Origin of the sequence: Nocardioides koreensis (assembly GCF_039531775.1) — a bacterium.
In the GTDB taxonomy this organism is placed as follows: domain Bacteria; phylum Actinomycetota; class Actinomycetes; order Propionibacteriales; family Nocardioidaceae; genus Nocardioides; species Nocardioides koreensis.
In genome coordinates this window covers 253598-277777 of sequence record NZ_BAAAQR010000002.1, presented here as the reverse complement: position 1 = coordinate 277777, position 24180 = coordinate 253598, and the positions used below count along the sequence as shown (strand labels likewise).

20 protein-coding genes are annotated in these 24180 nt (G+C 73.3%); 12 read left to right on the top strand and 8 right to left on the bottom strand.

Annotated elements, in window-relative coordinates; genetic code table 11:
* Window positions 1–25 precede the first annotated feature (25 nt).
* Both ABD268_RS05425 and ABD268_RS05420 read left to right on the top strand, forming a co-directional pair.
* Window positions 26–2191 carry a RecQ family ATP-dependent DNA helicase gene (locus ABD268_RS05425; protein ID WP_344148746.1) on the top strand — a complete coding sequence of 722 codons (2166 nt, stop codon included), beginning with the start codon at window positions 26–28 and terminating at the stop codon, window positions 2189–2191.
* 105 nt (window positions 2192–2296) lie between these two features.
* Window positions 2297–2821 (top strand): hypothetical protein, encoded by a 525-nt coding sequence (locus ABD268_RS05420; RefSeq protein WP_344148743.1) that lies wholly within the window; start codon window positions 2297–2299, stop codon window positions 2819–2821.
* A 34-nt stretch (window positions 2822–2855) separates the two neighbouring features.
* On the opposite strand, the gene ABD268_RS05415 is transcribed toward ABD268_RS05420, so the two are convergent.
* The 4 genes from ABD268_RS05415 to ABD268_RS05400 all read right to left on the bottom strand — a co-directional run bounded on the left by ABD268_RS05415 (window position 2856) and on the right by ABD268_RS05400 (window position 8436).
* Window positions 2856–4148, bottom strand: coding sequence for an acyltransferase family protein (locus ABD268_RS05415; RefSeq protein ID WP_344148740.1), 1293 nt, complete (start codon window positions 4146–4148; stop codon window positions 2856–2858).
* Window positions 4145–6070 carry a glycosyltransferase family 2 protein gene (locus ABD268_RS05410; RefSeq protein WP_344148737.1) on the bottom strand — a complete coding sequence of 642 codons (1926 nt, stop codon included), beginning with the start codon at window positions 6068–6070 and terminating at the stop codon, window positions 4145–4147. Before ABD268_RS05410 ends, ABD268_RS05415 begins: the two co-directional genes overlap by 4 nt.
* A 316-nt stretch (window positions 6071–6386) precedes the next feature.
* The gene (locus tag ABD268_RS05405) at window positions 6387–7865 is read right to left on the bottom strand and encodes a DHA2 family efflux MFS transporter permease subunit (protein WP_344148734.1); all 1479 of its coding nucleotides are present in this window, start codon (window positions 7863–7865) and stop codon (window positions 6387–6389) included.
* Window positions 7866–7947: 82 nt separating this feature from the next.
* Window positions 7948–8436, bottom strand: coding sequence for a glutathione peroxidase (locus tag ABD268_RS05400; protein ID WP_344148731.1), 489 nt, complete (start codon window positions 8434–8436; stop codon window positions 7948–7950).
* A 110-nt stretch (window positions 8437–8546) separates the two neighbouring features.
* Here ABD268_RS05400 and ABD268_RS05395 point away from each other — a divergent pair, with 110 nt between their 5' ends.
* Together ABD268_RS05395 and ABD268_RS05390 are read left to right on the top strand one after the other, a co-directional pair.
* A complete protein-coding gene (locus ABD268_RS05395) occupies window positions 8547–11342 on the top strand; it encodes a DEAD/DEAH box helicase (protein ID WP_344148728.1) in 2796 nt (931 codons plus the stop codon).
* Entirely contained in the window at window positions 11339–12010 is a 672-nt protein-coding gene (locus ABD268_RS05390) for an SWIM zinc finger family protein (protein WP_344148725.1), read from the top strand. Before ABD268_RS05395 ends, ABD268_RS05390 begins: the two co-directional genes overlap by 4 nt.
* Before the next feature lie 22 nt (window positions 12011–12032).
* On the opposite strand, the gene ABD268_RS05385 is transcribed toward ABD268_RS05390, so the two are convergent.
* The 4 genes from ABD268_RS05385 to trxA are packed head-to-tail and all read right to left on the bottom strand — an operon-like array spanning window position 12033 to window position 13736.
* Window positions 12033–12674 (bottom strand): SACE_7040 family transcriptional regulator, encoded by a 642-nt coding sequence (locus tag ABD268_RS05385; RefSeq protein WP_344148722.1) that lies wholly within the window; start codon window positions 12672–12674, stop codon window positions 12033–12035.
* Between the two features lie 25 nt (window positions 12675–12699).
* On the bottom strand, window positions 12700–12966 hold the full coding sequence (locus tag ABD268_RS05380; RefSeq protein ID WP_344148719.1) for a metal-sensitive transcriptional regulator: 267 nt from the start codon (window positions 12964–12966) through the stop codon (window positions 12700–12702).
* Between the two features lie 3 nt (window positions 12967–12969).
* Window positions 12970–13365 (bottom strand): DUF302 domain-containing protein, encoded by a 396-nt coding sequence (locus ABD268_RS05375; protein WP_344148716.1) that lies wholly within the window; start codon window positions 13363–13365, stop codon window positions 12970–12972.
* Window positions 13365–13736, bottom strand: a complete 372-nt coding sequence (gene trxA / locus ABD268_RS05370) for a thioredoxin (RefSeq protein WP_344148713.1) — start codon at window positions 13734–13736, stop codon at window positions 13365–13367. The genes ABD268_RS05375 and trxA overlap by 1 nt, the downstream gene beginning before the upstream one ends.
* 119 nt (window positions 13737–13855) lie before the next feature.
* Between trxA and ABD268_RS05365 the strand changes: the two genes are divergently transcribed.
* The 8 genes from ABD268_RS05365 to ABD268_RS05330 all read left to right on the top strand — a co-directional run bounded on the left by ABD268_RS05365 (window position 13856) and on the right by ABD268_RS05330 (window position 24081).
* A complete protein-coding gene (locus ABD268_RS05365) occupies window positions 13856–14167 on the top strand; it encodes a rhodanese-like domain-containing protein (RefSeq protein ID WP_344148710.1) in 312 nt (103 codons plus the stop codon).
* Window positions 14164–15543, top strand: a complete 1380-nt coding sequence (locus ABD268_RS05360) for an MBL fold metallo-hydrolase (RefSeq protein WP_344148708.1) — start codon at window positions 14164–14166, stop codon at window positions 15541–15543. Before ABD268_RS05365 ends, ABD268_RS05360 begins: the two co-directional genes overlap by 4 nt.
* Window positions 15540–16364: a sulfite exporter TauE/SafE family protein gene (locus ABD268_RS05355; RefSeq protein WP_344148705.1), complete on the top strand. Its 825-nt coding sequence runs from the start codon at window positions 15540–15542 to the stop codon at window positions 16362–16364. Before ABD268_RS05360 ends, ABD268_RS05355 begins: the two co-directional genes overlap by 4 nt.
* A gap of 25 nt (window positions 16365–16389) precedes the next feature.
* Complete coding sequence (locus ABD268_RS05350; protein WP_344148702.1) at window positions 16390–18558, top strand: MMPL family transporter; 2169 nt, start codon at window positions 16390–16392, stop codon at window positions 18556–18558.
* Between the two features lie 48 nt (window positions 18559–18606).
* Entirely contained in the window at window positions 18607–18774 is a 168-nt protein-coding gene (locus ABD268_RS05345) for a hypothetical protein (protein WP_344148699.1), read from the top strand.
* A gap of 87 nt (window positions 18775–18861) precedes the next feature.
* Entirely contained in the window at window positions 18862–20493 is a 1632-nt protein-coding gene (locus ABD268_RS05340; protein ID WP_344148696.1) for an amidohydrolase, read from the top strand.
* A gap of 61 nt (window positions 20494–20554) precedes the next feature.
* Entirely contained in the window at window positions 20555–22126 is a 1572-nt protein-coding gene (locus tag ABD268_RS05335) for a carboxyl transferase domain-containing protein (protein WP_344148693.1), read from the top strand.
* 5 nt (window positions 22127–22131) lie between these two features.
* A complete protein-coding gene (locus ABD268_RS05330; RefSeq protein ID WP_344148690.1) occupies window positions 22132–24081 on the top strand; it encodes an acetyl/propionyl/methylcrotonyl-CoA carboxylase subunit alpha in 1950 nt (649 codons plus the stop codon).
* Window positions 24082–24180: the final 99 nt, after the last annotated feature.

The following is a 24180-nucleotide window of genomic DNA, read 5'->3' as shown; positions in this document are numbered from 1 at the left end:
CGGGTGCCGCTGGTAGACAGTCGGGGTGAGCCCCACCCAGTCGACCGACGTGCGCCAGCAGACCCGCGAGCAGGCGGAGGCCCACCTGCGCGCCCTCGTCGGGCCCAGAGACGGGCAGAGCGACGCCCGGCTGCGCGAGGACCAGTGGACGGCGATCGAGGCGCTCGCCGTCGACCACCGGCGCTCCCTGGTCGTGCAGCGCACGGGCTGGGGCAAGTCCGCGGTCTACTTCGTGGCGACCCTGCTGCTCCGCGAGGCCGGCGCGGGGCCCACGGTGATCGTCTCCCCGCTGCTGGCCCTGATGCGCAACCAGATCGCCGCCGCGGAGCGGGCCGGGATCCGGGCGGTGACGATCAACTCGACCAACATCGAGGACTGGCAGCCGATCCACGACGCGATCCGTGCGGGCGAGGTGGACGTGCTGCTGGTGAGCCCGGAGCGGCTCAACAACCCCGGGTTCCGCGACGAGGTGCTCCCCAAGCTCGCCGAGACCTGCGGCCTGCTCGTGGTCGACGAGGCCCACTGCATCTCGGACTGGGGCCACGACTTCCGCCCCGACTACCGCCGGATCCGCACCCTGCTGTCCGACCTGCCCGACGGCATCCCCGTGCTGGCCACGACCGCCACCGCGAACGCCCGGGTGACCGCCGACGTCGCCGAGCAGCTCGGCAGCGTCGACGAGAGCCGGGGCGGCCGCGGCGAGGTGCTCGTCCTGCGCGGCACCCTCGACCGCGAGTCGCTGCGGCTGGGGGTGGTCCGGCTGAAGACCGCCGAGCAGCGGCTGGCCTGGCTCGCCGACCACCTCGCCGAGCAGCCCGGGTCGGGGATCATCTACTGCCTCACCGTCGCGGCCACCCAGGAGATCGCCGACTACCTGCGCTCCCGCGGCCACGACGTCGCGGCGTACTCCGGGCAGACCGACCCCACCGAGCGGCACGCGCTCGAGCAGGACCTCGCCGCCGGCCGGGTGAAGGCCCTGGTCGCGACCAGCGCGCTGGGGATGGGCTTCGACGCCACGCTCGGGTTCGTCGTCAACATGGGGGCGCCGTCCTCCCCGGTCGCCTACTACCAGCAGGTCGGCCGCGCCGGGCGCGGCACGACTCTGCCGCCGGAGGGGGCCACCGTGGTGCTGCTGCCCGCGATCGAGGACCGCGACATCTGGGCCTACTTCGCGTCGCTGGCGTTCCCGCGGGAGGAGCTGGTGCGCCGCACGATCGACGTGCTGGCCGCGGAGGGCCGGCCGATGAGCACCGCGGGCCTGGAGACCTACGTCGAGCTCAACCGCAACCGCCTCGAGACGATGCTCAAGGTCCTCGACGTGGACGGCGCCGTACGCCGCGTGCGCGGCGGCTGGGAGGCCACCGGCCGGCCGTGGGAGTACGACGCCGAGCGCTACGCCCGCGTCACCGAGGCCCGCGAGCGGGAGCAGCAGGCGATGCTGGACTACCTCGCCACCGACCGGTGCCGGATGTGGTTCCTGCGCGACCAGCTCGACGACCCCGCGGCCGAGGAGTGCGGGCGCTGCGACAACTGCGGCGGCCTCGACCTCTCCGCGGAGGTGTCGGCGGCGGCCGTGGAGGAGGCCGGGGCGCGGCTGTCCCGGCCGGGGGTTGTGCTCGAGCCCCGCAAGATGTGGCCGACCGCGCTGGCCAACCTCGGCGTCGACCTGCGCGGGAAGATCGCCGAGGGCGCGAGCGAGGGCCGCGCGGTGGCACGGCTGACCGACCTCGGCTACGGCCAGGCGCTGCGCGACCTGTTCCGGCCGGGCGAGCCGGACGGGCCGGTGCCGGTGCCGCTGGTCAAGGCGGTCATCGAGGTCCTCGGCGACTGGCGCCCCGCCGTCGACGGCATCGTCGTGGTCGACTCCGCGACCCGGGCGACCCTCACCGCCGACCTCGCCGACGGCCTCGCGCGCTACCTCCGGGTGCCGGTGCTCGGTCGGTACGCCATCGTCGACCCGTCCGTGGAGCCGGGCCAGGGGGCGATGAACTCCGCCCAGCGGGTCGCCGCCGTGGGCCGCCGGTTCCGCCTCGAGGTCCCGTCGTCGGACGACCGGCCGCTGGAGGGCCGGCGCGTGCTGGTCGTCGACGACCTGGTCGCCACCGGCTGGACGATGACGCTGGCCGCCTGGGCCGTCCGCCGGGCCGGCGCCACCGAGGTGCTGCCGCTCGCGCTGGCGCTGCAGTCCTGAGCGCGAGTTTCTCCGTTTGCCCTGCCCGGACCGCCTCCGGGCCCTAGCCTCGTCTCGACATCGCCGGCGGGGGGCGGCATCGCAGCTCTCGGAAGGGTTACACCCATGATTCGTGCCCGTCACGCCGCCACCGCACTGCTCACCGGCGCGCTGGTCGTCACCGGCGGCGGCGCCTTCGCCGCCCAGAAGACCGTCAAGGACGCCGCGGACGACGCGGCCCCCGCGGCCGACATCACCCGCGTCACCGTCAAGAACACCGAGAAGAAGCTGGTCGTCCACACCAAGCTGCAGAAGGCCTCGGCCGGCCGCAGCCACGTGGTGGCCACACTCACCCCGGCCACCGAGGGCGCGGCGACCTACGTCGCGCGCACCGTCCAGGCCGGCCCGGGCAAGAAGGTCGGCGCCACCCTGGAGACCACCGCCGCGGACGCGACCGAGCCCACCGCCGTGGACTGCTCGGGCATCAAGGCTTCGGTCTCGTCGGGACGTTCCGGCCAGGTCGTCGTCTCGGTCCCGCAGGCCTGCTTCGGCGATGACGCCGGCACCTTCACCGTCGACGTGGTCACCGAGACCGCGGCCGGCGAGGTCGCCGACGAGGTGCCGACGACCCTGAAGGTCAAGCAGGGCTGACCCGGGCCGACCTGTCCGGGAGAAGTGGTACTTGTCAGGGGGTCTGCCCCCTGACAAGTGCCGGTTTCACCGGCCGGCCCGGTGAAACTGCCGCCGCCCCCTCGTCCTCGGACAGGTGCGCGTAGTAGTCCCGCGGCCTGCCGTCCCGGTCGATCATCGACAGCAGGCGCAGGCCGGCGGCCTCGACGGTGCGGGAGCTGACCCAGGCGACGGCGAGGGTGGGCAGGGCGACCACGACGGCGCTCACCAGGAACCACGCACCGGGCCGGGCGTCGGGCAGCAGTCCGAGCCAGTCCAGGAACCGCATCACCGGCTCGTGGATCAGGTAGACGCCGTAGCCGAGGGTCCCGATCCAGACCAGCGGCTTCCAGTCGAGCCAGGCGGGCCACGGGCCGTCGTGCAGCACCACCGAGGCCAGTGCGACCGTGATCGCCGCGGCGTACAGCGGGTGCCACCACTCGCCGGTGGTGCTGATCGGACGGGTCATCACCAGCGCGGCCAGGGCCGCGGTGCCGACGAGGGCGGCCGTGGCGCGGACCCGGCCGGACAGGCGGAGCCCCGCCGCGCTGAGCACGGCCAGGCCCATGCCGAGGCCGAAGTCGGCTCCGCGCGAGAGGGGGGAGAACCAGATCGACCAGTTCTCGGGGGACTGGCTGGTCAGCACCGTCGCCCACAGCAGGTACGCCACCCCGACCACGGCGGACAGCACCGGGAGCGCCGAGACGACCGCGATCCGCCCGGCCCGGCTCGACGTACGACGGGCCGCGGCGTTGACCACCGGGACCGCGAGCGCCATCAGCAGGTAGAAGTGGAACTCCACCGCCAACGACCACGCGGGGCCGTCGGTCCAGAAGATGTAGGTGTCGCTGTAGACGTGGGTGAACGTCAGGTGCAGCACCAGGTCCTGCCAGTGGCCCGGCCACACCGGGTTGGTGACGGCCCACACGACCAGCACCACGGTGGCGTAGAGCGGGACCAGGCGTGCCATCCGGCGGTAGAGCAGCACCCGTCCGGGGCGGCCGCGCTCGCCGTCGATGGCCGAGCGCACGACCGGGAGCCACAGGACCAGCCCGGAGAGCACGAAGAACATGTCGACGAACAGGTCGGTGCCGAGCATCGCCTGGTGGGCGGCGCCGGACCACGGCCACGCGCTGTCGGCGCCGGACCGGTTGTGCTGGTAGGCGTGGAAGGTCACCACGGCCAGCGCGGCGATGCCGCGCAGCCAGCCCAGCGGGAAGACCACGCGCCGGGCACGCGGTCCGTCGCCGGGGTCGGTGGCGGGGGCCTCGGCCAGGGTCGGGTTCGCGGGGGTGAGGGTCGTGGTCATGCGGCCACCTCCGTAGCGGTACGGGTGTCGTCGCGGTCGGTGTCGGTGGAGCCCGCGCTCGCGGCGGTGCGCGGCGTGACGACCCACTGGTGCTCACCGCGGAACTGCTTGAGGTGCGCGATCCGGTTCACGAGGTTCTTGGCCTCGGTGTAGAAGAGCAGGTTGGCCAGGCCGGCGCCGACGAACCACCAGGGGTGCCGGCGCAGCTCGGGCGTGGCCAGCCGCCACGCGGCCAGTGTCTGCAGCGGGCCGGAGACGGTCGTGAAGAGCGTCAGCAGCAGGAACATCGGCGAGCCGAGCTCGAAGCCGCCGTCGCGCCAGGCCAGGAAGCCGAAGAGCGGCCAGACCGACATCGCGATCCACGGGTACACCTCGCGCCAGCCGAGCAGGTAGGCCACGCCGATCTTCTGGCGCAGGCTCAGCGTCGGCTTGCGCAGGATCGGCCACATGTGGCGCAGCGAGACCTGGAACCAGCCCTGGGCCCAGCGCATCCGCTGCTTCCACAGCGCGCGGGTCGTGTCGGGGGCGAGCTCGTGGCTCACCAGGCCCGGGTCGTTGACGATCCGGCCGTCCGCCTCGAGCACGCGCATGGAGGCCTCGATGTCCTCGGTGAGGAAGGAACCGCGCAGGCGGATCTGCTCCAGCGCCGAGGCCCGCCAGTAGCCGTTCGAGCCGCCGAAGATGCCGAAGCCGTAGAGCGCGGTGCGGCCGGGGTGCGAGACGGCGTAGATCTGCTCGAACTCGACCGCGATCAGCTTCGCCAGGGCGGAGTCCTCGCCGTTGCGGATCACGCAGTGACCCTGCACGACGTCGGCGCCGTCGGCGATCCAGCGCCGGGCGCGGTCGAAGGAGCCGGGGGCGGGGTGGTGGTCGGCGTCGAAGATCCCGACGAACTCGCCCTCGGCCACCCGGAGCGCGGCGTTGACGTTCTGCGCCTTGGAGGTGCTGTCGGGGACCTTGAGCACGGTCAGGTCCGGGTGCTCGCGGTCCATCCGGGCCAGGTCGTCCTCGACCTCCAGGGGCACCGGGGTGTTGTAGGCCAGCACGATCTGCAGGCCGCCGGAGTAGTGCTGCCCGAGGAACGCGCGCACGGTCTCGATGATCGTGTCGGCCTCGTTGGGCAGGTACGCCGCGATCACCGCGGTGGCGCGGGGAGCGGGCCCGGCGGGGGCGGCCGGCAGCCTCGGCGGCTCGAGGGCCTGCGAGCACTCCGCCCAGATGGTGAGCGCGGTGACGCCCAGCGCCGCTACCAGGACCCAGTACAGCGGCCCGGACAGGTCGATGCCGACCATCGAGAGCCCGACCAGGAGCAGGAACGGGAGCAGCACGCTGCCGACCGTGGCGAGCAGCATCTGCCGGCTGGCGCTGACCCACGTGACCGCCTTGTGACGGGTCTTCACGTGCAGGCCCTGCTGGCGGGGCTGGTGGTCGCGTTGGTTGACGGACTCGGCGGCCGCGGCCGTGGCGTGCTGCTCGGCCTGGCGCGGGTCCTGCTTGCGGGTGATCGGGGCCCAGCCGACGCCGAGGTCGATGACGCCGTCGCTGACGTCGAGGCGGTCGAGGACCTCGATCGCGTGGTAGGCCATCTCCTGGAGCCGGACCGGCCGCGCGGCGCGGTCCTCGTGCCGCAGGCGCAGGGTCAGCCGGCCCTCGGGGGTGCCGGCCACGACCTCGCCCGGCTGGAGGAAGCGGGTGAGCCGCTCCGCGGCCGCCCGGGCCATCTCCTCGGAGGGGCGGGCCGAGGCGGTGACGTCGCCGCCGGGGACCGACCAGACGGGGTCGATGACGGCGACGATCTCGCGCGGGCGGGTCGGCATCGCCAGACGGCTGCGGACCGGGAGCCTGATGATCTCGGTCGGGGAGACGACGCGGCCGGTGGTGGGCGCGTCGGGGGACTGGTGACGGGAGAGAACAAGGGACACGTGCGGGACCTTTCGGAAGTCGACGGGCGCGCGGGCGTCGTACGGGACGCCCGGGTGCGGACGGTGTCGACGGCGGACGGCCACCCGAGCGGGCCGGTCGTGCGTCGAAAGGCGCGCTGCGTGAGTCGCGCTGGATCGACCACCGTGTCGAGGACGGCCCCGGCCACGCAAGTCGAGGCGGCGTGGTCGCGGTCACGCACGAGGCAGGACACCCGCCGCCCCACGCTCAGGAGCGGGGGTCGGCGGGTGCTGGGTCACACGGTCGACGTGCGTCAGGTCACGCCGGGACCGGAGCGACCTCCGGCCCCGCGGGAGCTCAGTGGCCGGCGAGCACCGCCGGGTCCACCGCCCGCACGGGCCGGCTGCGCGGCAGGAACCAGGCCGGGACGAGCACGGCGGCGACCATGAAGGTGGCGACGACGAACACGCCCGCGTAGACCCCGGCCAGGTCCGCGGGGACCGACCGCGGGTCGGTCGGGTCCACGTGGTCCAGGATCCCGTTGGTCAGCAGCACCGAGAACACCGCCGTGCCGATCGAGGCGGCGACCTGCTGGACGATGTTCATCAGCGTGGAGCCGCGGGCGATGGTGTGGTCCTGCAGGGTCTGCAGCGCCGCCGACATGATCGGCATCATCGTGCCGCCCATGCCCAGGCCCATGACGAAGAGCGCCGAGAGCAGGAAGGTGTACGACGTGGTCTCGGTCAGCTGGGTGAACATGCCCATCCCGACGGTGATCACGACGATGCCGGCCATCACGATCTTGCCGGGGCCGATCCGGTCGGCGAGCACGCCCGCGACCGGCATCGTCAGCATCGCGCCGATGCCCTGCGGGGCGAGCAGCAGGCCGGCGCCGAGGGCGTCCTCCCCGCGGACGGTCTGGAAGTAGAGCGGGAAGAGCAGGCTGGCCCCGAAGAACGCGATCGCGAACAGCGACATGGCGATCACGGCGACGGTCATCCGCGGGTTCTGGAACAGGCGCAGGTCGACCAGCGGGTGGATGTTGCGGCGGTGCAGCGCCCACGGGACGAAGGCGCCGATCAGCAGGGCGCCGATGATCGCCGGGACCAGCACCTGGGCGTCCCGCACGGTGCCCGCGGACGGGATCGAGGAGACGCCGTACAGGAAGGCCGCGAGGCCGGGTGAGAGCAGCACCATGCCCAGCCAGTCGAAGGTCTCCGACGGCTCCACGTGGTCGGCCGGCAGCACCAGGGCGGCGTACGTGATCGCGAGCGCGCCGATCGGCACGTTGATCAGGAAGATCCAGTGCCAGCTCGCCGAGTCGATCAGGGCGCCGCCGAGGATCGGGCCGAAGATCGGGCCGAGCAGCATCGGGATGCCCAGGACCGCCATCACCCGGCCGACCCGCTCCGGGCCGGCGGCCCGGGTCAGGATGGTCATGCCGAGCGGCATCAGCATCCCGCCGCCGATGCCCTGGAGCACTCGGAACGCGACCAGCACCTCCAGGGAGCTGGCCGCCGCGCAGAGCGCCGAGCCGGCCGCGAACAGCAGCACGGCGAGCAGGTAGAGCCGCTTGGTGCCGAACCGGTCGGCGGCCCAGCCGGTCAGCGGGATCACGCTGGCCAGGGCCAGGGTGTAGCCCGTCATCGTCCACGCGACCTCGGCGGAGGTGGCGTCGAACTCGGCCTGGAAGGTCTTCAGCGCCACCGACACGACGGTGATGTCGAGGATCGACATGATCGCGCCGAGCACGACCACGCCGGCGACGACGAGCACGCCGCGGTCGAGCTTGTCGGCCTGGGGACCGGCGGGACTGGGTGAGAGGTCGGTGGTCACCGGACGAGGCTAGGTGGGCCCGCCGACAGCCGCACCCGGAACTGCCGGGTCCGCGGGTGGGATGGGTCACCCGCGGACCCGGTCAGGACAGCAGCGACTCGATCTCCCGGACCACCCGGGCGTCGTCCGGCTCGACGCCGGGGGAGAAGCGGGCGACCACGCGGCCGTCGCCGTCGACGAGGAACTTCTCGAAGTTCCAGGTGATGTCGCCGGCCCGGCCCTTCTCGTCGGGGGTCGCGACCAGCTCGGCGTACACCGGGTGGCGCCCCTCGCCGTTCACCTCGATCTTCCCCGCCATGGGGAAGGTGACGCCGTACGTCGCCGAGCAGAACTCCGCGATCTCCTCCGAGCTGCCCGGCTCCTGGCTGCCGAACTGGTTGCAGGGCAGGCCGACGACCGTGAAGCCGGAGTCGGCGTACTTCTCGTGCAGCTGCTCCAGGCCGGTGTACTGCGGCGTCAGCCCGCACTTGCTGGCGACGTTGACGAGGAGGGCGGGGCGGCGACCGGTGAGGTCGCCGAGGGTCGCCGGCGTCCCGTCGAGGCGGGCGAGGGAGGCGTCGAGGATGCTCATGCCCCGAGCCTAGACAGCGGCACGTCCAGGAGCCGGCACGGTGCGGGAACCCGGCGTCGGTGCCGGGCGTTACCGTCGAGTCCCCACCATCCCGGCCGTGAGGTCTGCGCTTGAGCTTCGTTCCCGTCACCGGCCCGGCGAGCTTCCGCGCCGGCGACCCCCCTCGCGAGGGCGTCGTGGAGTTCAGCGACGACCGGCGCACCGTGGCCCTGCCGATCCGGGCCGCCCTGCCGGTGCTGACCCGTGCGCACGCCCGCGAGGACCTGCACCCGAGCGTGGCCCTGCTCTCCGGGGCGGCGCTGCTCGGCATGCGGCTGGTGGCCGCCGGGAAGTTCGAACCGGCCGGTTCGGCCCGGTCCTGGCGGGTGTCCGCGCTCGACGACGCCGACCACGACCGGGTCGTGATGCTCGCGCGGGCCCGTGCCCACGACGGCCTCGCGGTCCCGGAGGCCGAGACGCTGGTGCGCGAGGTGCTCGACGCGGTGGCCGACGCGATGCCGCGCAGCGCGCCGGTGACCGGGGGCCGGGACCGGCGCCGAACCACGCCTCCCACCGCGTCCACGCCCGCCGCGGCCCGGGAGGCGGACGCCGCCCGGCGTGCCGACTTCACCGCGCGGCTGCAGGCGCGCATCGCACGGCAGCGGGCCGCCGCCCGGCAGCCGCAGCTGGTCGCGCTCTCCCTGCGGGTGGAGGCCGACGAGGAGGAGCTGGTCGCGGGGGCGGTCCGGCTCGTCCTGCAGGTGCACGACGCGCAGAACCCGTTGCACGTCTGCGACGCCGCGCTGCTGTGGGCCGACCCCGGCCCGGGCGCCGGCCACGGCTTCGGCGACCGGGCGCGCACCCACGCCGGCATCGCCCTGCGTGCGGCCGCCGAGGCCTGGCCGGTGCTGGACCGCCTGCTCGAGCTGCGGGTCCCCGACCAGATCACCCTCGACACCGACGAGCTGGTCAGCCTGCTCGAGGACGGGGTCGCCGCGCTGAAGGAGCGCGGTGTCGACGTGCTCTGGCCGCGGTCGCTCGGCCGCGACCTGACCACCACCGCCGTGCTCGACCGGGCGCCCGCGGCGCCTCGCGAGGAGGCGCTGGTGCCGGGCCTGCTCGGCCCCGACACGCTGTTCTCGTTCAACTGGCAGGTCGCCCTCCACGGCGACCCCCTGACCGACGAGGAGATGGACCAGCTCGCCTCCTCGGCGGCGCCGGTGCTCAAGCTCCGGGGCAGCTGGACCGTCGTGGACCCGGCGGTCGCGCGCAAGGCCCGCAAGCGACTGATCCGCACGGTGCGCCCGTCCCAGGCCGTGGCCGCCGCGCTCACGGGCGTCGTCCAGGTCGGCCCGGCCGGCGACGCGGGCCCGGTCACCGAGGAGCCGGTCGTCGTCGGCGCCAGCCTGCTCCGGGTCCGCGAACGCCTGCTGTCGGCCGCCACCCGGGAGCCGGTGCCGGTCCCCGCAGGGTTGGCCGCCACCCTGCGCGGCTACCAGCACCAGGGGCTCACCTGGCTGGCCGAGATGACCGCGTTGGGGCTCGGCGCCTGCCTGGCCGACGACATGGGGCTCGGCAAGACCGTCACCCTGATCGCCCTGCACCTGCACCGGGTGGCCGAGGGGGCGGACGCCGGACGTCCGGTCGGGCCGACCCTGGTGGTGTGCCCGGCCAGCCTGCTCGGCAACTGGGAGGCCGAGATCGAGCGGTTCGCCCCCGGGGTGCCGGTCCGGCGCTTCCACGGCGGCCGGCGTTCCCTCGAGGGGCTGACCGACGGCTTCGTGCTCACGACGTACGGCACCATGAGGCGCGACCACGCCGCGCTGGCCGAGGTGGGCTGGGACCTGGTCGTCGCCGACGAGGCGCAGCACGTCAAGAACGCCCGGTCCTCGACCTCCCGTGGCCTGCGGGCGATCCCGGGCGCCGCCCGGGTCGCCCTGACCGGCACCCCGGTGGAGAACAACCTGACCGAGCTGTGGGCCATCCTCGACTGGGCGACACCGGGGCTGCTGGGCAGTCGCAACGCCTTCCGCAAGGTGTGGGCCGCACCCATCGAGTCCGGGCTGGAGCCCACCAAGGCGCGACAGTTCGCGGACCTGATCGGCCCGTTCCTGCTGCGGCGTCGCAAGTCCGACCCCGGGATCGCCCCCGAGCTGCCGGCGAAGACCGAGACCGACCACCCGGTCGGGCTGACCCGCGAGCAGGTGGTGCTCTACGAGGCGTTCGTCCGCGACACCATGGACCGGATCGAGCGCGCCGACGAGGACGCGCGGCGCGGGCTGGTGCTCGCCCTCCTCACCGGCCTCAAGCAGATCTGCAACCACCCGGCGCAGTTTCTCGGACAAGGGAGTTTGAAGCAGTCCGCGGGAAAGTCGGCCGGGCGGTCGGAGAAGCTCGACCTGCTCGACGAGCTGGTCGGCACCGTGCTCGCCGAGGACGGTGCGGTGCTGGTCTTCACCCAGTACGTCGCCATGGGCCGGCTGCTGGAGGCCCACCTGACCCGGGCCGGCGTGCCCCACCAGTTCCTGCACGGCGGCACCCCGGTGCGCGAGCGCGAGGCCATGGTGGCCCGCTTCCAGTCCGCCGACGAGCACAGCCCGCCGGTGTTCCTGCTCTCGCTGAAGGCCGGGGGCACCGGCCTCAACCTCACCCGCGCCGACCACGTGGTCCACTTCGACCGCTGGTGGAACCCCGCGGTGGAGGAGCAGGCCACCGACCGGGCCTACCGGATCGGCCAGACCCGGCCGGTCCAGGTGCACCGCCTCGTCACCCGGGGCACGATCGAGGAGCGGATCGCGGAGCTGCTGACCCGCAAGCGCGCGCTGGCCGACTCGGTGCTGGGCCGCGGCGAGTCGGCACTGACCGAGCTCAGCAACGACGACCTGCGCGACCTGGTGACGCTGCGGCGACCCCCGGAGTCGCCGTGACCGCAGTGGTCCACCCCGCGGTGCCTGCGCGGCGGCGTACGACCCGGGCCACGACGTGGTGGGGCCGGGCATGGACCAGGGCGGTCGAGGAGTCGGCGTACGCCGAGCGCGACCTGGTGGCGGCGCGGTCGCTGTCGAGGTCGGGGCACCTCGGCGGGATCACCACCGACACGGGCCGCTTCGTGGCCGCGGTCGAGGACGGCGCCGGCCTGTGGACCGTCTCCGGGACGCTGCCGGTGCTGGACCCGGCGGCCCGGGCCAGCCTGGTCGAGGCGGTGGCGGCGGAGGCCGGCCGGATCGCCTCGCTGCTCGCCGGCGACCTGCCGCACGCGCTGGTCGAGCACGCCGAGGAGGCCGGCGTCGAGCTGTTGCCGTACGGCGGTGAGCTGGCCACCGAGTGCACCTGCGCGGCGTGGGTCGACCCGTGCGTGCACGGGCTCGCGGTGCTCCACCAGCTCACCTGGCTGATCGAGGCCGACCCGTTCGTGCTGCTCCAGCTGCGCGGCCTGCCGCGCGACGACCTGCTCGCCGAGCTGCACGCCGGGGCCGGGGACGACGAGCCGGACGGCACCGACGACCTCGACACGGGCCTGGACGCCGCGTTGCGGGCCGCCGCCCTGCTCCGGCTGCTGGACGAGGACGACCAGCCGGTCGACCACCTGTTCTGAACGGGCGACGGGTCGGCGGGGGTCAGGACGCGGTGCCGTCCGGGAGGCCGAGCGCGCCCAGCGCCATCTCGCAGAGCAGCCCGTGCATGGGCCCGTCGGGGAGCAGCCCGCTGTGCGGGGTGGAGTTGATCAGCCCGAAGGCCGCGTGGGCCATCGCGCGGGCCCGGTCCGGGTCCAGGTCGCCGTGGACCAGGCGCAGCTGCGCGGCCCACAGGTCGACGTACTCCCGTTGCAGGGTGCGGACCCGCTCGCGCGCCTCGGCCGGCAGCGACTGCCAGTCGCGGTCCTGCACGACGATGAGCGGGCGGTGGCGCAGCGCGAAGTCCACGTGCCAGTCCACCAGCGCCGCCAGCGCGGCCCCGGGGTCGGGTGCGTCGGCGACCCGGTCCCGGCCGACGCCGAGCAGCTCCTCACTGATCGAGACCAGCATCTCGGCCAGCACCGCGTCCTTGGACACGAAGTGCTTGTAGAGCGCCGGCCCGGAGATCCCGCACGCGGCGCCGAGGTCGGCGACCGAGACGCCGTGGAAGCCGCGGGCCGCGAACAGCTCCGCCGCGGTGGCCAGGATCTGGTCGCGCCGGCTGCGTCCGTCCGCCGTGGGCACGGCCGGGCCGTGCGCCGGGACGGGCTCCGGAACGGGTTCCGGGCTCGGCTCCGTGGTCACGGCACTCAGGTTAGCGCCCGTTAACTCAGGCGAGGGAGAGGAAGAGCTTCTCCATCTTCTTCACGTCCATGTCGTTCACACCGCCGCCGCCCTCGGTGAGGCACTGCTGGAGGCCGGTCGCCACGATGGCGAAGCCGGCCCGGTCCAGCGCTCGCGAGACCGCGGCGAGCTGGGTGACGACGTCCTCGCACTCACGGCCCTCCTCGAGCATCCGCAGCACGCCGGCCAGCTGGCCCTGGGCGCGCTTGATGCGGTTGATGACAGGGGTCATCTCCTGGGGGTCGAGCTCCATGGGTCAGTTCTCCTCGGTGAGGGTGGCGAGGGCCGCGCCGAGGCGCTGCCGGGCGTCGGCCGCCACGTCGCAGAGCGCGTCGCCGGCCAGGCGGGTCATCGCGTCGGGGTCGAAGGCCTCGACGACGGTGGTGCTCTCGTCGACCGCCCGGACGGCGACGTTGCACGGGAGCACGGTAGCGATCGCCGGGTCGATCTGCAGCGCCTGGTGGGCCAGCTGCGGCCGGCAGGCGCCGAGGATCACGTGCGGCGCGACGTCGACGTCCAGCTTGGCCTTGAGCGTCGCCCTCAGGTCGATCTCGGTGAGGATCCCGAAGCCCTGGTCGGCCAGGGCCCCGCGGACGTCGGCCACCGTCTTCTCGTACGGTCGGGCCACGGTGGCCCGGAGGGTGTAGCCCATCAGGACTCCTGCCCCTCGGTCGCCTCGATCTGGGAACGGACCTGCTCCATGTCGAGGTCGCGCACGGCGGTGATCACCTGCTCGAGGGCGGCCGCGGGCAGGGCGCCGGGCTGCGAGAAGACCAGGATGCCCTCCTTGAAGGCCATCAGGGTCGGGATCGAGGTGATCCGCGCGGCGCCGGCCAGCGCCTGCTCGGCCTCGGTGTCCACCGAGCCGAAGAAGACGTCGGTGTGGGTCTGGGACGCCTGCTCGTAGACAGGCGCGAACTGTCGGCACGGACCGCACCAGGACGCCCAGAAGTCCACCAGGACGATGTCGTTCTCGGCGACGGTGCGCTCGAAGTTCTCTGCGGTCAGGGTGTTGGCGGCCATGGCTGCCCCTTCTCTCGTGTGCGGTTTGACAATACCCCCTGGGGTGTTATCGTGAATCGTACATACCCCCCGGGGTATCATCAAGGCAAGAATCCAACCCAGAGAAGGAGCCGCCGATCATGAGCGAGATCGACGTGGCGCAGCTCGAGCAGGTCCTGCTCGACGGTGCCGTGCTGGTCGACGTCCGGGAGCCGGGCGAGTACGCCCAGGCCCACGTGCCGGGGGCCCGGCTGATCCCGATGGGTCAGCTCGGCAGCCGGCTTCCCGAGCTGGACCGGTCCCGACCTGTGCACCTGATCTGTGCCTCCGGCAACCGCAGCGGCGCGATGCGCCAGCTGCTCACCGCCAACGGCTTCGAGGCCGTCAACGTCGAAGGGGGCACCAAGGCCTGGATCAGCTCCGGTCGCCCGGTGGAGAGTGGTCTGTCATGAGCGACCTGACCATCCTGAGCATCGACACCCCCACGCTGGGGGACCGCAGCTACCTGGTCCACGACGGTGAGGTCGCCTTCGTCGTCGACCCGCAGCGCGACATCGACCGGGTGCTGGAGCTGCTCGACGAGCACGGGGTGCGGCTCACGCACGTCTTCGAGACCCACATCCACAACGACTACGTCACCGGCGGGCTGGCGCTCGCGCGCCACACCGGCGCGGCGTACTTCGTGAACGCCGAGGACGAGGTCTCCTTCGAGCGCACCCCGATCCGCGACGGCCAGACGATCGAGGTCGGTCGGCGGATGCGGGTCACCGCGCTCGCGACTCCGGGCCACACCTACACGCACCTCAGCTACGCGCTCACCGACGGTGACGGCGAGCTGGCGAGCTCCGTGGCGGTGTTCTCCGGTGGCTCGCTGCTGTACGGCGCCACCGGTCGCCCCGACCTGCTCGGCGAGGAGCACACCCACGACCTGGTGCGGCACCAGCACGCGTCGGCCCATCGGCTCGCGGACCTGCTGCCCGACGAGGCGGGGGTCTTCCCGACCCACGGGTTCGGCTCGTTCTGCTCGGCCACCCAGTCCGACTCGACCGAGTCGACCATCGGGCAGGAGAAGCAGAGCAACCCGGTGCTGACCCAGGACGAGGAGACCTACGTCAAGGAGCTGCTGGCCGGCCTGGGCGCCTGGCCGGCGTACTACGCGCACATGGCGCCGGCCAACGCCGCCGGCCCCTCCGAGCCGGACCTGAGCCTGCCCGCGCCGGCCGACCCGGACGAGCTGCGCCGCCGGATCGAGGCCGGCGAGTGGGTCGTGGACCTGCGCAACCGGACGGCCTTCGCCGCCGGGCACGTCCGCGGCACCCTGAACTTCGGCCTCGACGGCGGCTTCGCGACCTACCTGGGCTGGCTGATCTCCTGGGGCGCCCCGGTGACCCTGCTGGGCGAGACCCCGGAGGCGGTCGCCGAGGCGCAGCGCGAGCTGGTCCGGATCGGCATCGACCGTCCGGCCGCGCACGCCACCGGCGGCCCGAAGGACTGGACGACCGAGGAGCTGGCCAGCTTCCCGACCGCCACCTTCGCCGACCTGGCCCAGGTGCGCCACCACCGCGAGGTCGTCGTGCTCGACGTCCGCCGCGAGGAGGAGCACGACGCCGCCCGCATCGACGGTGCGGTCAACGTCCCGCTGCACGAGCTGACCCGCCGGGTCGGCGAGGTCCCGGCCGGCGAGGTCTGGGTGCACTGTGCCGGTGGCTACCGCGCGTCGGTCGCCGCGTCGGTGCTTGACGCGGCCGGCCGCACCCTGGTCGCGATCGACGACTCCTTCGACAACGCCGAGACGGTCGGGCTGCACCTGGTGGGGCCCGAGGCGTGACGGTCGTCCTGGCCGTCGTCGCCGGTGCGCTGATCGGGCTCAGCCTGGGAGCGCTCGGCGGCGGCGGCTCCATCCTCGCCGTCCCGGTGCTGGTCTACGCCCTCGGGCAGAGCCCGGCGCAGGCGACGACGGGGTCGCTGGTGGTCGTCGGCGTGACCTCGCTGCTCGGCGCCGCCACGGCGTACCGCGCCGGGAACGTGCTGCTCGGCCGGGGCGTGGCCTTCGGGCTGGTCGCGGTCGGGGGCGCGGTCGCGGGGGCCAAGGCCTCGGCGCACGTCGCCGAGTCGGTGCTGCTGGCGGCGTTCGCGGTGCTGATGCTCGTGGTCGGCGGGCTGATGGTCGTGCGCCAGCTGCGCGGCCGCCGGGCCGGTGGCCGGGAGCCCTACCAGCGCCCCACGCTCGACGACCCGATCATCACGTTCAGCCCGACCTTCGCCTGCCAGTGCCCCCGGGCGCTGAAGGTGCTGGTCACGGCGACCGTCGTCGGCCTGCTGACCGGCTTCCTCGGGGTCGGCGGCGGGTTCCTCGTCGTCCCCGCGCTGGTGCTCGCGCTGGCGCTGCCGATGGAGTACGCCGCCGGCACCTCGCTGGTGGTCATCACCATCACCAGCGCGGTCGCGCTCGCGGTCCGCGCCGGAACCGGGGTCCAGCCCGACTGGGGCCTCGTCCTGATGCTGACGGCGGCGTCCGCCGTCGGGGGTGTCCTCGGCGCCCGGCTGGCCGCGCGCGCGGACACCCGCCGACTCTCCGCCGCCTTCTCCGGCCTGGTCCTGGCGGTGGCCGTCGCCACCGCCGCCCAGGCACTCCCCGCACTCGTCTGACCCACTCCCACGAAAGGGACAGCTCATGTCCACGTCGACCACCGGTCGCCACCTGCAACCTTCCATCGATCCCGACATCGGCTACCGACCCGGCCCCCTGGGCCGGCTCGGGGTCGCGGTCACCCGGCACGCGCGCGCCACCACCGTGGTGTGGCTGCTGGTGATCGTGGGCCTCGGCGTCTTCGCGCCCAAGGTCGAGGCGGAGCTCTCCGGCGCCGGCTGGCAGGCCAACGGGTCGGAGTCCGTCGCCGCCCGTGACCTGGCCCAGGAGCACTTCGGCGGGAACGCGAGCTCGGCGATCCAGGTCGTCGTGCACAGCAACGGCGGCCCGGCCACCGAGGGCGCCGGCAAGGCGATCCTCGCCAAGGCCACCAAGATGCTCCAGCAGGACTCCCGCATCGCCGAGGTCGTCCAGCCGCAGCCCGGCGCCACGCTGAGCCCGGACGGCTCGACCGCCGTGCTGCTGGCCGGCGCCGGCGCGGACACCAACGACATGGTCCGCGCCGCCACCGACCTCAAGGGCCCGCTGGAGGACCTCTCCACCGAGCAGGTGCAGGTCAACCCGACCGGCGCCTCGCTGCTGTGGTCGGACTTCAACGAGGCCAACCTCAGCGCGATGCTGAAGTCGGAGCTGTTCTCCTGGCCGGTGACGCTCGCGATCCTGGTGCTGGCCTTCGGCGCCCTGGTCGCGGCCGGGCTGCCGCTGATCCTGACCCTCTCGGGCCTGGTCGCCTCGGCCGGCTCGCTGGTGCTGATCAACCAGTTCGTGCCGGTCTCGATCTGGGCGATGAACTTCGCCATGATGTTCGCGCTCGCCCTGGGCATCGACTACGCGCTGTTCCTGGTGGTCCGCTTCCGGGCCGCCCGGATGGGTGACCACGACTCCCCACGGCTCGCGATCGCCGAGACCATGGACACCGCCGGCAAGGCCGTCCTGCTCTCCGGCGCCACGGTGCTGATCTCGCTGTCCGCGGTGATGCTGGTGCCGTCCCCGTCGTTCCGCTCGATGGCCGGCGGCATCATGCTCTCGGTCATCTTCGTGCTGGCCGCGACGCTGACCCTGCTGCCGCTGGTGCTCTTCAAGCTGGACCAGCGGATCAACAAGCTGTCGCTGCCCTGGGTGCACTCCGGCGAGCACGCCTCCCCGAAGTTCAGGGCCTGGGGTGAGCGGCTCTGGAAGCGCCCGGTGCTCTTCGGCCTGGCCTCGCTGGTCGTGCTGCTCGCGCTCGCCGCGCCCATCTTCGGCCTGAAGACCGCGATGCCGTCGATCAAGGTGCTGCCCGAGGACGCCAGCGCGCGGGTGGGCTACGACCTGGTCCAGAAGAACTTCGGCGAGGGCGCGCCCGGCACCCTGCAGGTCGTCGCCGACAAGGCGGACGCCAAGGCCACGGCCAAGGTGCTGTCCCAGGACGACGGGATCGCCGGCGTGATGCCCGCGATGCCGGCCAGCGACGGCACCGACCACGTCCTGATCCAGGCCGTGCCCACGGTCGACCCCTCGAACCCGGCACTGTCGGACACCGTGGACCGGCTGCGCGCCGACCTGCCGTCCTCGGCCGTCGTCGGCGGTGCCCCGGTCGAGAACCTCGACCTCAAGAGCCAGCTCGACTCCTCCACCCCGTTGGTGATCGGCGTGATCCTGGCGCTCGGCTTCCTGCTGCTGCTGGTCGCCCTCCAGGCGCCGCTGATCGCGCTGCTGGGCACGCTGGCCAGCCTGCTCTCGACGGCCGCGGCCTTCGGGGTCGCCCGGCTGGTCTTCCAGGAGGGCTGGGGCTCCGGCTTCTTCGGCTTCGAGTCCCAGGGCTTCCTGGACGCCTGGGCGCCGGTGTTCTTCTTCGCGATGATCTTCGCGATCGCGATGGACTACACGGTCTTCCTGCTGGCCTCGGCCAAGGAGCACTTCGAGCACACCGGTGACCCCAAGGACGCCATGGTCGGCTCGCTGGCCCACTCCGGCCGGGTGATCTTCGCGGCCGGCGCGGTCATGGTGGCGGTGTTCTTCACCTTCGCCCTGTCCGGCCCGCTCCCCCCGAAGGAGATGGGCATCATCCTGGGCATCGCGGTCCTCCTGGACGCGTTCCTGGTCCGCCTGGTGCTGCTCCCCGTCATGCTCCGGCTCACCGGCCGGGCCGCCTGGTACGTGCCGCGCTGGCTGGGCCGCATCCTGCCGAACATCCGGTTCTCGCACGGCTGACCCCCACCCCAACCCCCTCCCCACACCCGATCGAAGGAGACAACACCCATGTGTCGAGCAGTCACCTGCCGCCAGTGCGGCAAGACCACCTGGGCCGGCTGCGGCCAGCACGTCAACCAGGTCATGGCCGGCGTCCCCGGCTCCCAGCGCTGCCCGGGCCACCCCAAGCCCGAGAGGTCCGGCGGCTTCTGGAGCCGGCTGACCGGCCGCGGCTGACACCTGCCTGACACCTGCCTGCGTCGTACGCCGTGCTCGGCGTACGACGCAGGCATGTGTGTGGGTGCGGCGGGGCACGACGGTTGCGTGAGCGCACAGGTCTTCCGCAACGCCCATCTCTTCGACGGCCTCCGGCACGTCGGCCCCGGCGCACTGGGGACCCGGAACGGCCGGATCGTGGCGATCGGTGACCCAGACGAGGTGCGCGAGCGGGTCGGCCCCGGTGCCGAGGAGGTGGACTGCCTCGGCGGGCTGCTGATGCCGGGCTTCCAGGACGCCCACATGCACCCGATGGTGGGCGGCCTGGAGCGGCTGCGCTGCGAGATGAGCGGGATGGGGACCGTCGAGGAGTACCTCGCCGCCCTGTCCGGGTCCGCGCAGCGTCAGCGCAACGCCACCTGGTTCCGCGCCGGCGGCTGGTCGGTGGCGGCCTTCGGCCCGCAGGGGCCCACCGCCGAGCTGCTGGACACCGTGGTGCCCGACAAGCCCGCCTTCATCCCCAGCTCCGACCACCACGACGCCTGGGTGAACACCCGGGCCCTGGAGCTGGCCGGCATCACCGCCGAGACCCCGGACCCGCCGGACGGCTGGATCGAGCGCGACGCCCACGGCAACCCGACCGGTACCCTCCGCGAGGCGGCGCAGGCGCTGGTCTGGGACCACGTCGAGACCACCCGTGAGGAGTACGCCGACGCGCTGCGGGAGGCGCAGAGCCACCTGCACTCGTGGGGCATCACCGGCTGGCACGACGCCCTCATCGGCGGGTACGCCGGCCTCGACGACCCGACCCAGGCCTACCTCGACCTCATCGACGCCGGCGAGCTCACGGCGTACGTGCGCGCCTCGCAGTGGTGGGACCGGCACCGCGGCACCGAGCAGGTCGAGGAGCTGCTCGCCCAGCGCGACCGGCTGGCCGGGCACGGGCTCGACGCCGGCTCGGTGAAGGTGATGATGGACGGGATCAGCGAGACCTTCACCGCCACCGTCACCGAGCCGTGGCTCGGTGAGCTCCACTGCGCGTGCGGCGACTCGGGCCTGCCCTTCCTGAGCACCGAGCAGGCCCAGGAGGCGGTGACCGCCCTGGACGCCGCCGGGCTGCAGTGCCACTTCCACGCGATCGGCGACAAGGCCGTGCGCGACGCCCTCGATGCGGTCGAGGCGGCGCGGCTGGCCAACGGGGCCAACGACCTGCGGCACCAGATCGCCCACATGCAGCTGGTGCGCCCCCAGGACCGCGGCCGGTTCCGGGCGCTCGGCGTGGTCGCCAACCTGCAGGGCATGTGGGCCCAGCGAGGAACCCCGGCCGTGTCGCTGGCGATGCCCCACCTCGACGCCGAGCGTGCCCGCTGGCACTACCCGTTCCGGGACGTCCTGCGCGCCGGCGCCCGGTTCGCCGGGGGCAGCGACTGGCCGATCAACCCGCCCGAGCCGGTCGCGGCGGTCCACGTGCTGGTCAACCGCACCACGTACTCCGCCGAGGGGGACGCGCCCCAGCCCCTGGTCGCGGACCAGTCGATCCCGGTCGAGGTGGCGCTGTCGGCCTACACCGCGGGGTCGGCCTGGGTGAACCACCGCACCGACACCGGGGAGCTGCTCGTCGGCAGCCGCGCCGACCTGGTGCTGCTCGACCGCGACGTCGTCACCGCGCCGAGCGACGAGATCGGTGCGGCCGAGGTGGTCGGCACCTGGGCCCTCGGCGACCGGGTCTTCGCGCGGTGACAGGGCGGCTCGGTGGGGGCACCGCATTTACGCCGGGGTTAACGATCGCTAACCTGTCCGTGTGACCCAGGACCTCAGGGCGCTCGTCGACGACCTCCGCGAGCGTCTGGCGCTCGCCCGCCAGGGCGGAGCTGCGTCCGCGCGCAAGAAGCACACCGACCGGGGCAAGCTGCTCGTCCGCGACCGCGTGGACCGGCTGCTGGACCCCGGCAGCCCGTTCCTCGAGCTGAGCCCGCTGGCCGCGACCGGCATGTACGGCGGGGACGGCAGCACCGAGGCGGTCCCGAGTGCCGGCGTGGTGACCGGCATCGGCCGGGTCAGCGGCCGCGAGTGCGTGGTCGTGGCCAACGACGCCACCGTCAAGGGCGGCACCTACTACCCGATCACGGTCAAGAAGCACCTGCGCGCGCAGGCCGTCGCCGCGGACAACAACCTGCCGTGCCTCTACCTCGTCGACTCGGGTGGCGCGTTCCTGCCGATGCAGGACGACGTGTTCCCGGACCGCGAGCACTTCGGCCGGATCTTCTTCAACCAGGCCAACCTGTCGGCGAAGGGGATCCCCCAGGTCGCCAGCGTGATGGGCTCGTGCACCGCCGGCGGCGCCTACGTGCCGGCGATGTCGGACGAGACCGTGATCGTCAAGGAGCAGGGCACGATCTTCCTCGGCGGCCCGCCGCTGGTGAAGGCCGCGACCGGTGAGGTCGTCACGGCCGAGGAGCTCGGCGGCGGCGACGTGCACGCCCGCACCTCCGGCGTGGTCGACCACCTCGCCGAGGACGACGCCCACGCGCTGGCGATCGTGCGCAGCATCGTCGCGACCTTCGAGCGCCCCACCGCCGCCTCGATCCCGGTCCACGAGCCCGAGGAGCCCCACGAGGACCCCGAGACGCTCTACGACGTCGTCCCCGCCGACACCCGCACGCCTTACGACGTCCGCGAGGTGATCCGCCGGGTCGTGGACGCCAGCCGCTTCCACGAGTTCAAGAAGCTGTACGGCGAGACCCTGGTCTGCGGCTTCGCCCGGATCCACGGCTACCCGGTCGGCATCGTGGCCAACAACGGCATCCTGTTCAGCGAGTCGGCGCTCAAGGGCGCCCACTTCATCGAGCTGTGCAACCAGCGCGGCGTGCCGCTGGTGTTCCTGCAGAACATCACCGGCTTCATGGTCGGCCGCGAGTACGAGAATCGCGGCATCGCCCGCGACGGCGCCAAGCTGGTCACCGCGGTGGCCTGCTCGGTGGTCCCCAAGTTCACCGTCGTGATCGGCGGCTCCTTCGGCGCCGGCAACTACGGTATGTGCGGTCGCGCCTACGACCCGCGGTTCCTGTGGATGTGGCCGAACGCCCGGATCTCGGTGATGGGCGGCGAGCAGGCCGCGTCCGTGCTCGCGACCGTCCGCCGCGACGGGCTCGAGGCCAAGGGGCAGGAGTGGAGCGACGAGGCCGAGGAGGAGTTCAAGGCCCCGATCCGCGAGCAGTACGAGCACCAGGGCTCGCCGTACTACTCCACCGCCCGGCTCTGGGACGACGGCGTCATCGACCCCGCCGACACCCGCCGGGTGCTCGGCATGGGCCTCGCGGCCGCGGCGAACGCGCCGGTGCCCGAGCCCTCCTACGGCATCTTCAGAATGTGATGGCCATGCTCGAATCGGTTCTCATCGCCAACCGCGGCGAGATCGCGCTGCGGGTGATCCGCGCCTGCCGGGCGCTCGGCGTGCGCAGCATCGCGATCTACTCCGACCTCGACCACGGCGCCCCGCACGTCCGGGAGGCCGACGACGCGGTGCGCGTCGGCAGCTACCTCGACATCGACGAGGTCGTCGCCGCCGCCCGGGCCACCGGCGCCGCGGCGATCCACCCGGGCTACGGCTTCCTCTCCGAGCGGGCCGCGTTCGCGCGGGCGGTGGAGGCGGCCGGGATCAAGCTCGTGGGCCCCTCGGCGGCCGTGATGGAGCAGATGGGCCGCAAGGACGCCGCCCGTGACATCGCGGTCAAGGCCGGCGTCCCGGTGGTGCCGGCGTACGCCGTCGACGACCCGGTCGAGGACATGCGCTTCCCGGTGCTGGTCAAGGCCGCCGCCGGCGGTGGTGGCAAGGGCATGCGCGTGGTGCGCGAGCCCGAGGCGTACGACGAGGCGGTGGCGGCCGCGCGCCGCGAGGCCACCAGCTCCTTCGGCGACGACACGATCCTGGTCGAGAAGTATGTCGAGCGCGGGCGCCACATCGAGGTGCAGGTGCTCGCCGACGCCCACGGCAACGTCGTGCACCTCTTCGAGCGAGACTGCTCCACCCAGCGTCGCCACCAGAAGGTGCTCGAGGAGGCCCCGGCCCCGACGATCACGGCGGAGACCCGGCGGACCGTGACGGAGGCGGCGGTCGCGCTGACCGCCCACGTGGGCTACGAGAACGCCGGCACCGTCGAGTTCCTCCTCGACGACGCCACCGGCGACGTCTACTTCCTGGAGATGAACACCCGGCTGCAGGTCGAGCACCCGGTCACCGAGTCGGTCGTGGTGTGCACCTCTCCGCAGCAGCGGGCCACCGGGGCCACCGGTGCGCACGTCGACCTGGTCCAGCTCCAGCTGCGGGTGGCGGCCGGCGAGCCGCTGCCGTTCGGCCAGGACGACCTCGCGATCAGCGGGCACGCGATCGAGGCGCGGGTCTACGCCGAGGACTCCTTCGGCGGGTTCCTGCCCCAGGCCGGCACCGCCACGATCGTGCGCTGGCCGGCCCGGGCCCGCGTCGACCACGCCCTGGAGAGCGGCCAGGTGGTCAGCACGTCGTACGACCCCATGCTCGGCAAGGTGATCGCGCGCGGGCCCGACCGCGAGAGCGCCCGCCGGGCGCTGGTCGCCGCGCTCGACGACACCGCCGTCCTCGGGCTGACCACCAACACCGGCTTCCTGCGTGCCCTGGTCGCGAGCGACGAGTTCCGCGACGCGACCATCGACACCGCCTGGCTGGACCGGAACACCGTGCCGGAGCCGTCGCGCGACCTCGCCCGCGTGTTCGTGGCGTGGGTCAGCGCGATGCTGGTGGCCGAGCGGGACGCCGGCCACCCCTTCCGCGCCGACGGGTGGCGCTCCGGTGCCGACCCGGCGCCGATCCTGGTCGAGCTCGACGAGACCGTCCCGGTCGACCGCGCCCGCGGCACGGTCGGCGACCACGAGGTCCGGCAGCTCTCGGCCGAGCGGCACGTCGCCGTGCTCACCATCGACGGTCGCCGCGAGCAGGCCGTGGTCAACGTGCAGCCGCACATCGTCGAGGCGGTGCACCGGGGCCAGCGGTTCGTCTTCGAGCGCCCCGACGTCTTCGGCGACCACGCCCTCGACGTCAGCGACGGGGCCGTGATCGCCCCGATGCCGGGCACCGTGCTCGACGTCCGGGTCGAGCCCGGGCAGGCGGTCGCGGAGGGCGACGTCCTCGGTGCGATGGAGGCGATGAAGATGGAGCTGGCGTTCAAGGCGCCGTTCGCCGGCACGGTGTCCGCCGTCGACGCCGCCGCCGGGGACCAGGTCGCCCTCGGCGCCCGGATCTTCCTCGTCGAGCCCTCGGAGGGCGACCCTTCCGGCCCGGGGGATGCTGGGTGACGTCATACGCTCCGGTCGTCCAGGCAACCAGGTCGTATGACATCCCGCGGGACGTCATACGACCCCGTCGTCCGGGCGCCCACCTCGTATGACGTCCAC

Bases quoted from the DNA above. Each gene is read 5' to 3' on its own strand.
- ABD268_RS05415 (WP_344148740.1), bottom strand. From the start codon at position 4,148: ATGACCACGACCCTCACCCCCGCGAACCCGACCCTGGCCGAGGCCCCC.
- ABD268_RS05420 (WP_344148743.1), top strand. From the start codon at position 2,297: ATGATTCGTGCCCGTCACGCCGCCACCGCACTGCTCACCGGCGCGCTG.
- ABD268_RS05330 (WP_344148690.1), top strand. From the start codon at position 22,132: ATGCTCGAATCGGTTCTCATCGCCAACCGCGGCGAGATCGCGCTGCGG.
- ABD268_RS05365 (WP_344148710.1), top strand. From the start codon at position 13,856: ATGAGCGAGATCGACGTGGCGCAGCTCGAGCAGGTCCTGCTCGACGGT.
- ABD268_RS05360 (WP_344148708.1), top strand. From the start codon at position 14,164: ATGAGCGACCTGACCATCCTGAGCATCGACACCCCCACGCTGGGGGAC.
- ABD268_RS05380 (WP_344148719.1), bottom strand. From the start codon at position 12,966: ATGGAGCTCGACCCCCAGGAGATGACCCCTGTCATCAACCGCATCAAG.
- ABD268_RS05345 (WP_344148699.1), top strand. From the start codon at position 18,607: ATGTGTCGAGCAGTCACCTGCCGCCAGTGCGGCAAGACCACCTGGGCC.
- ABD268_RS05350 (WP_344148702.1), top strand. From the start codon at position 16,390: ATGTCCACGTCGACCACCGGTCGCCACCTGCAACCTTCCATCGATCCC.
- trxA (WP_344148713.1), bottom strand. From the start codon at position 13,736: ATGGCCGCCAACACCCTGACCGCAGAGAACTTCGAGCGCACCGTCGCC.
- ABD268_RS05375 (WP_344148716.1), bottom strand. From the start codon at position 13,365: ATGGGCTACACCCTCCGGGCCACCGTGGCCCGACCGTACGAGAAGACG.
- ABD268_RS05400 (WP_344148731.1), bottom strand. From the start codon at position 8,436: ATGAGCATCCTCGACGCCTCCCTCGCCCGCCTCGACGGGACGCCGGCG.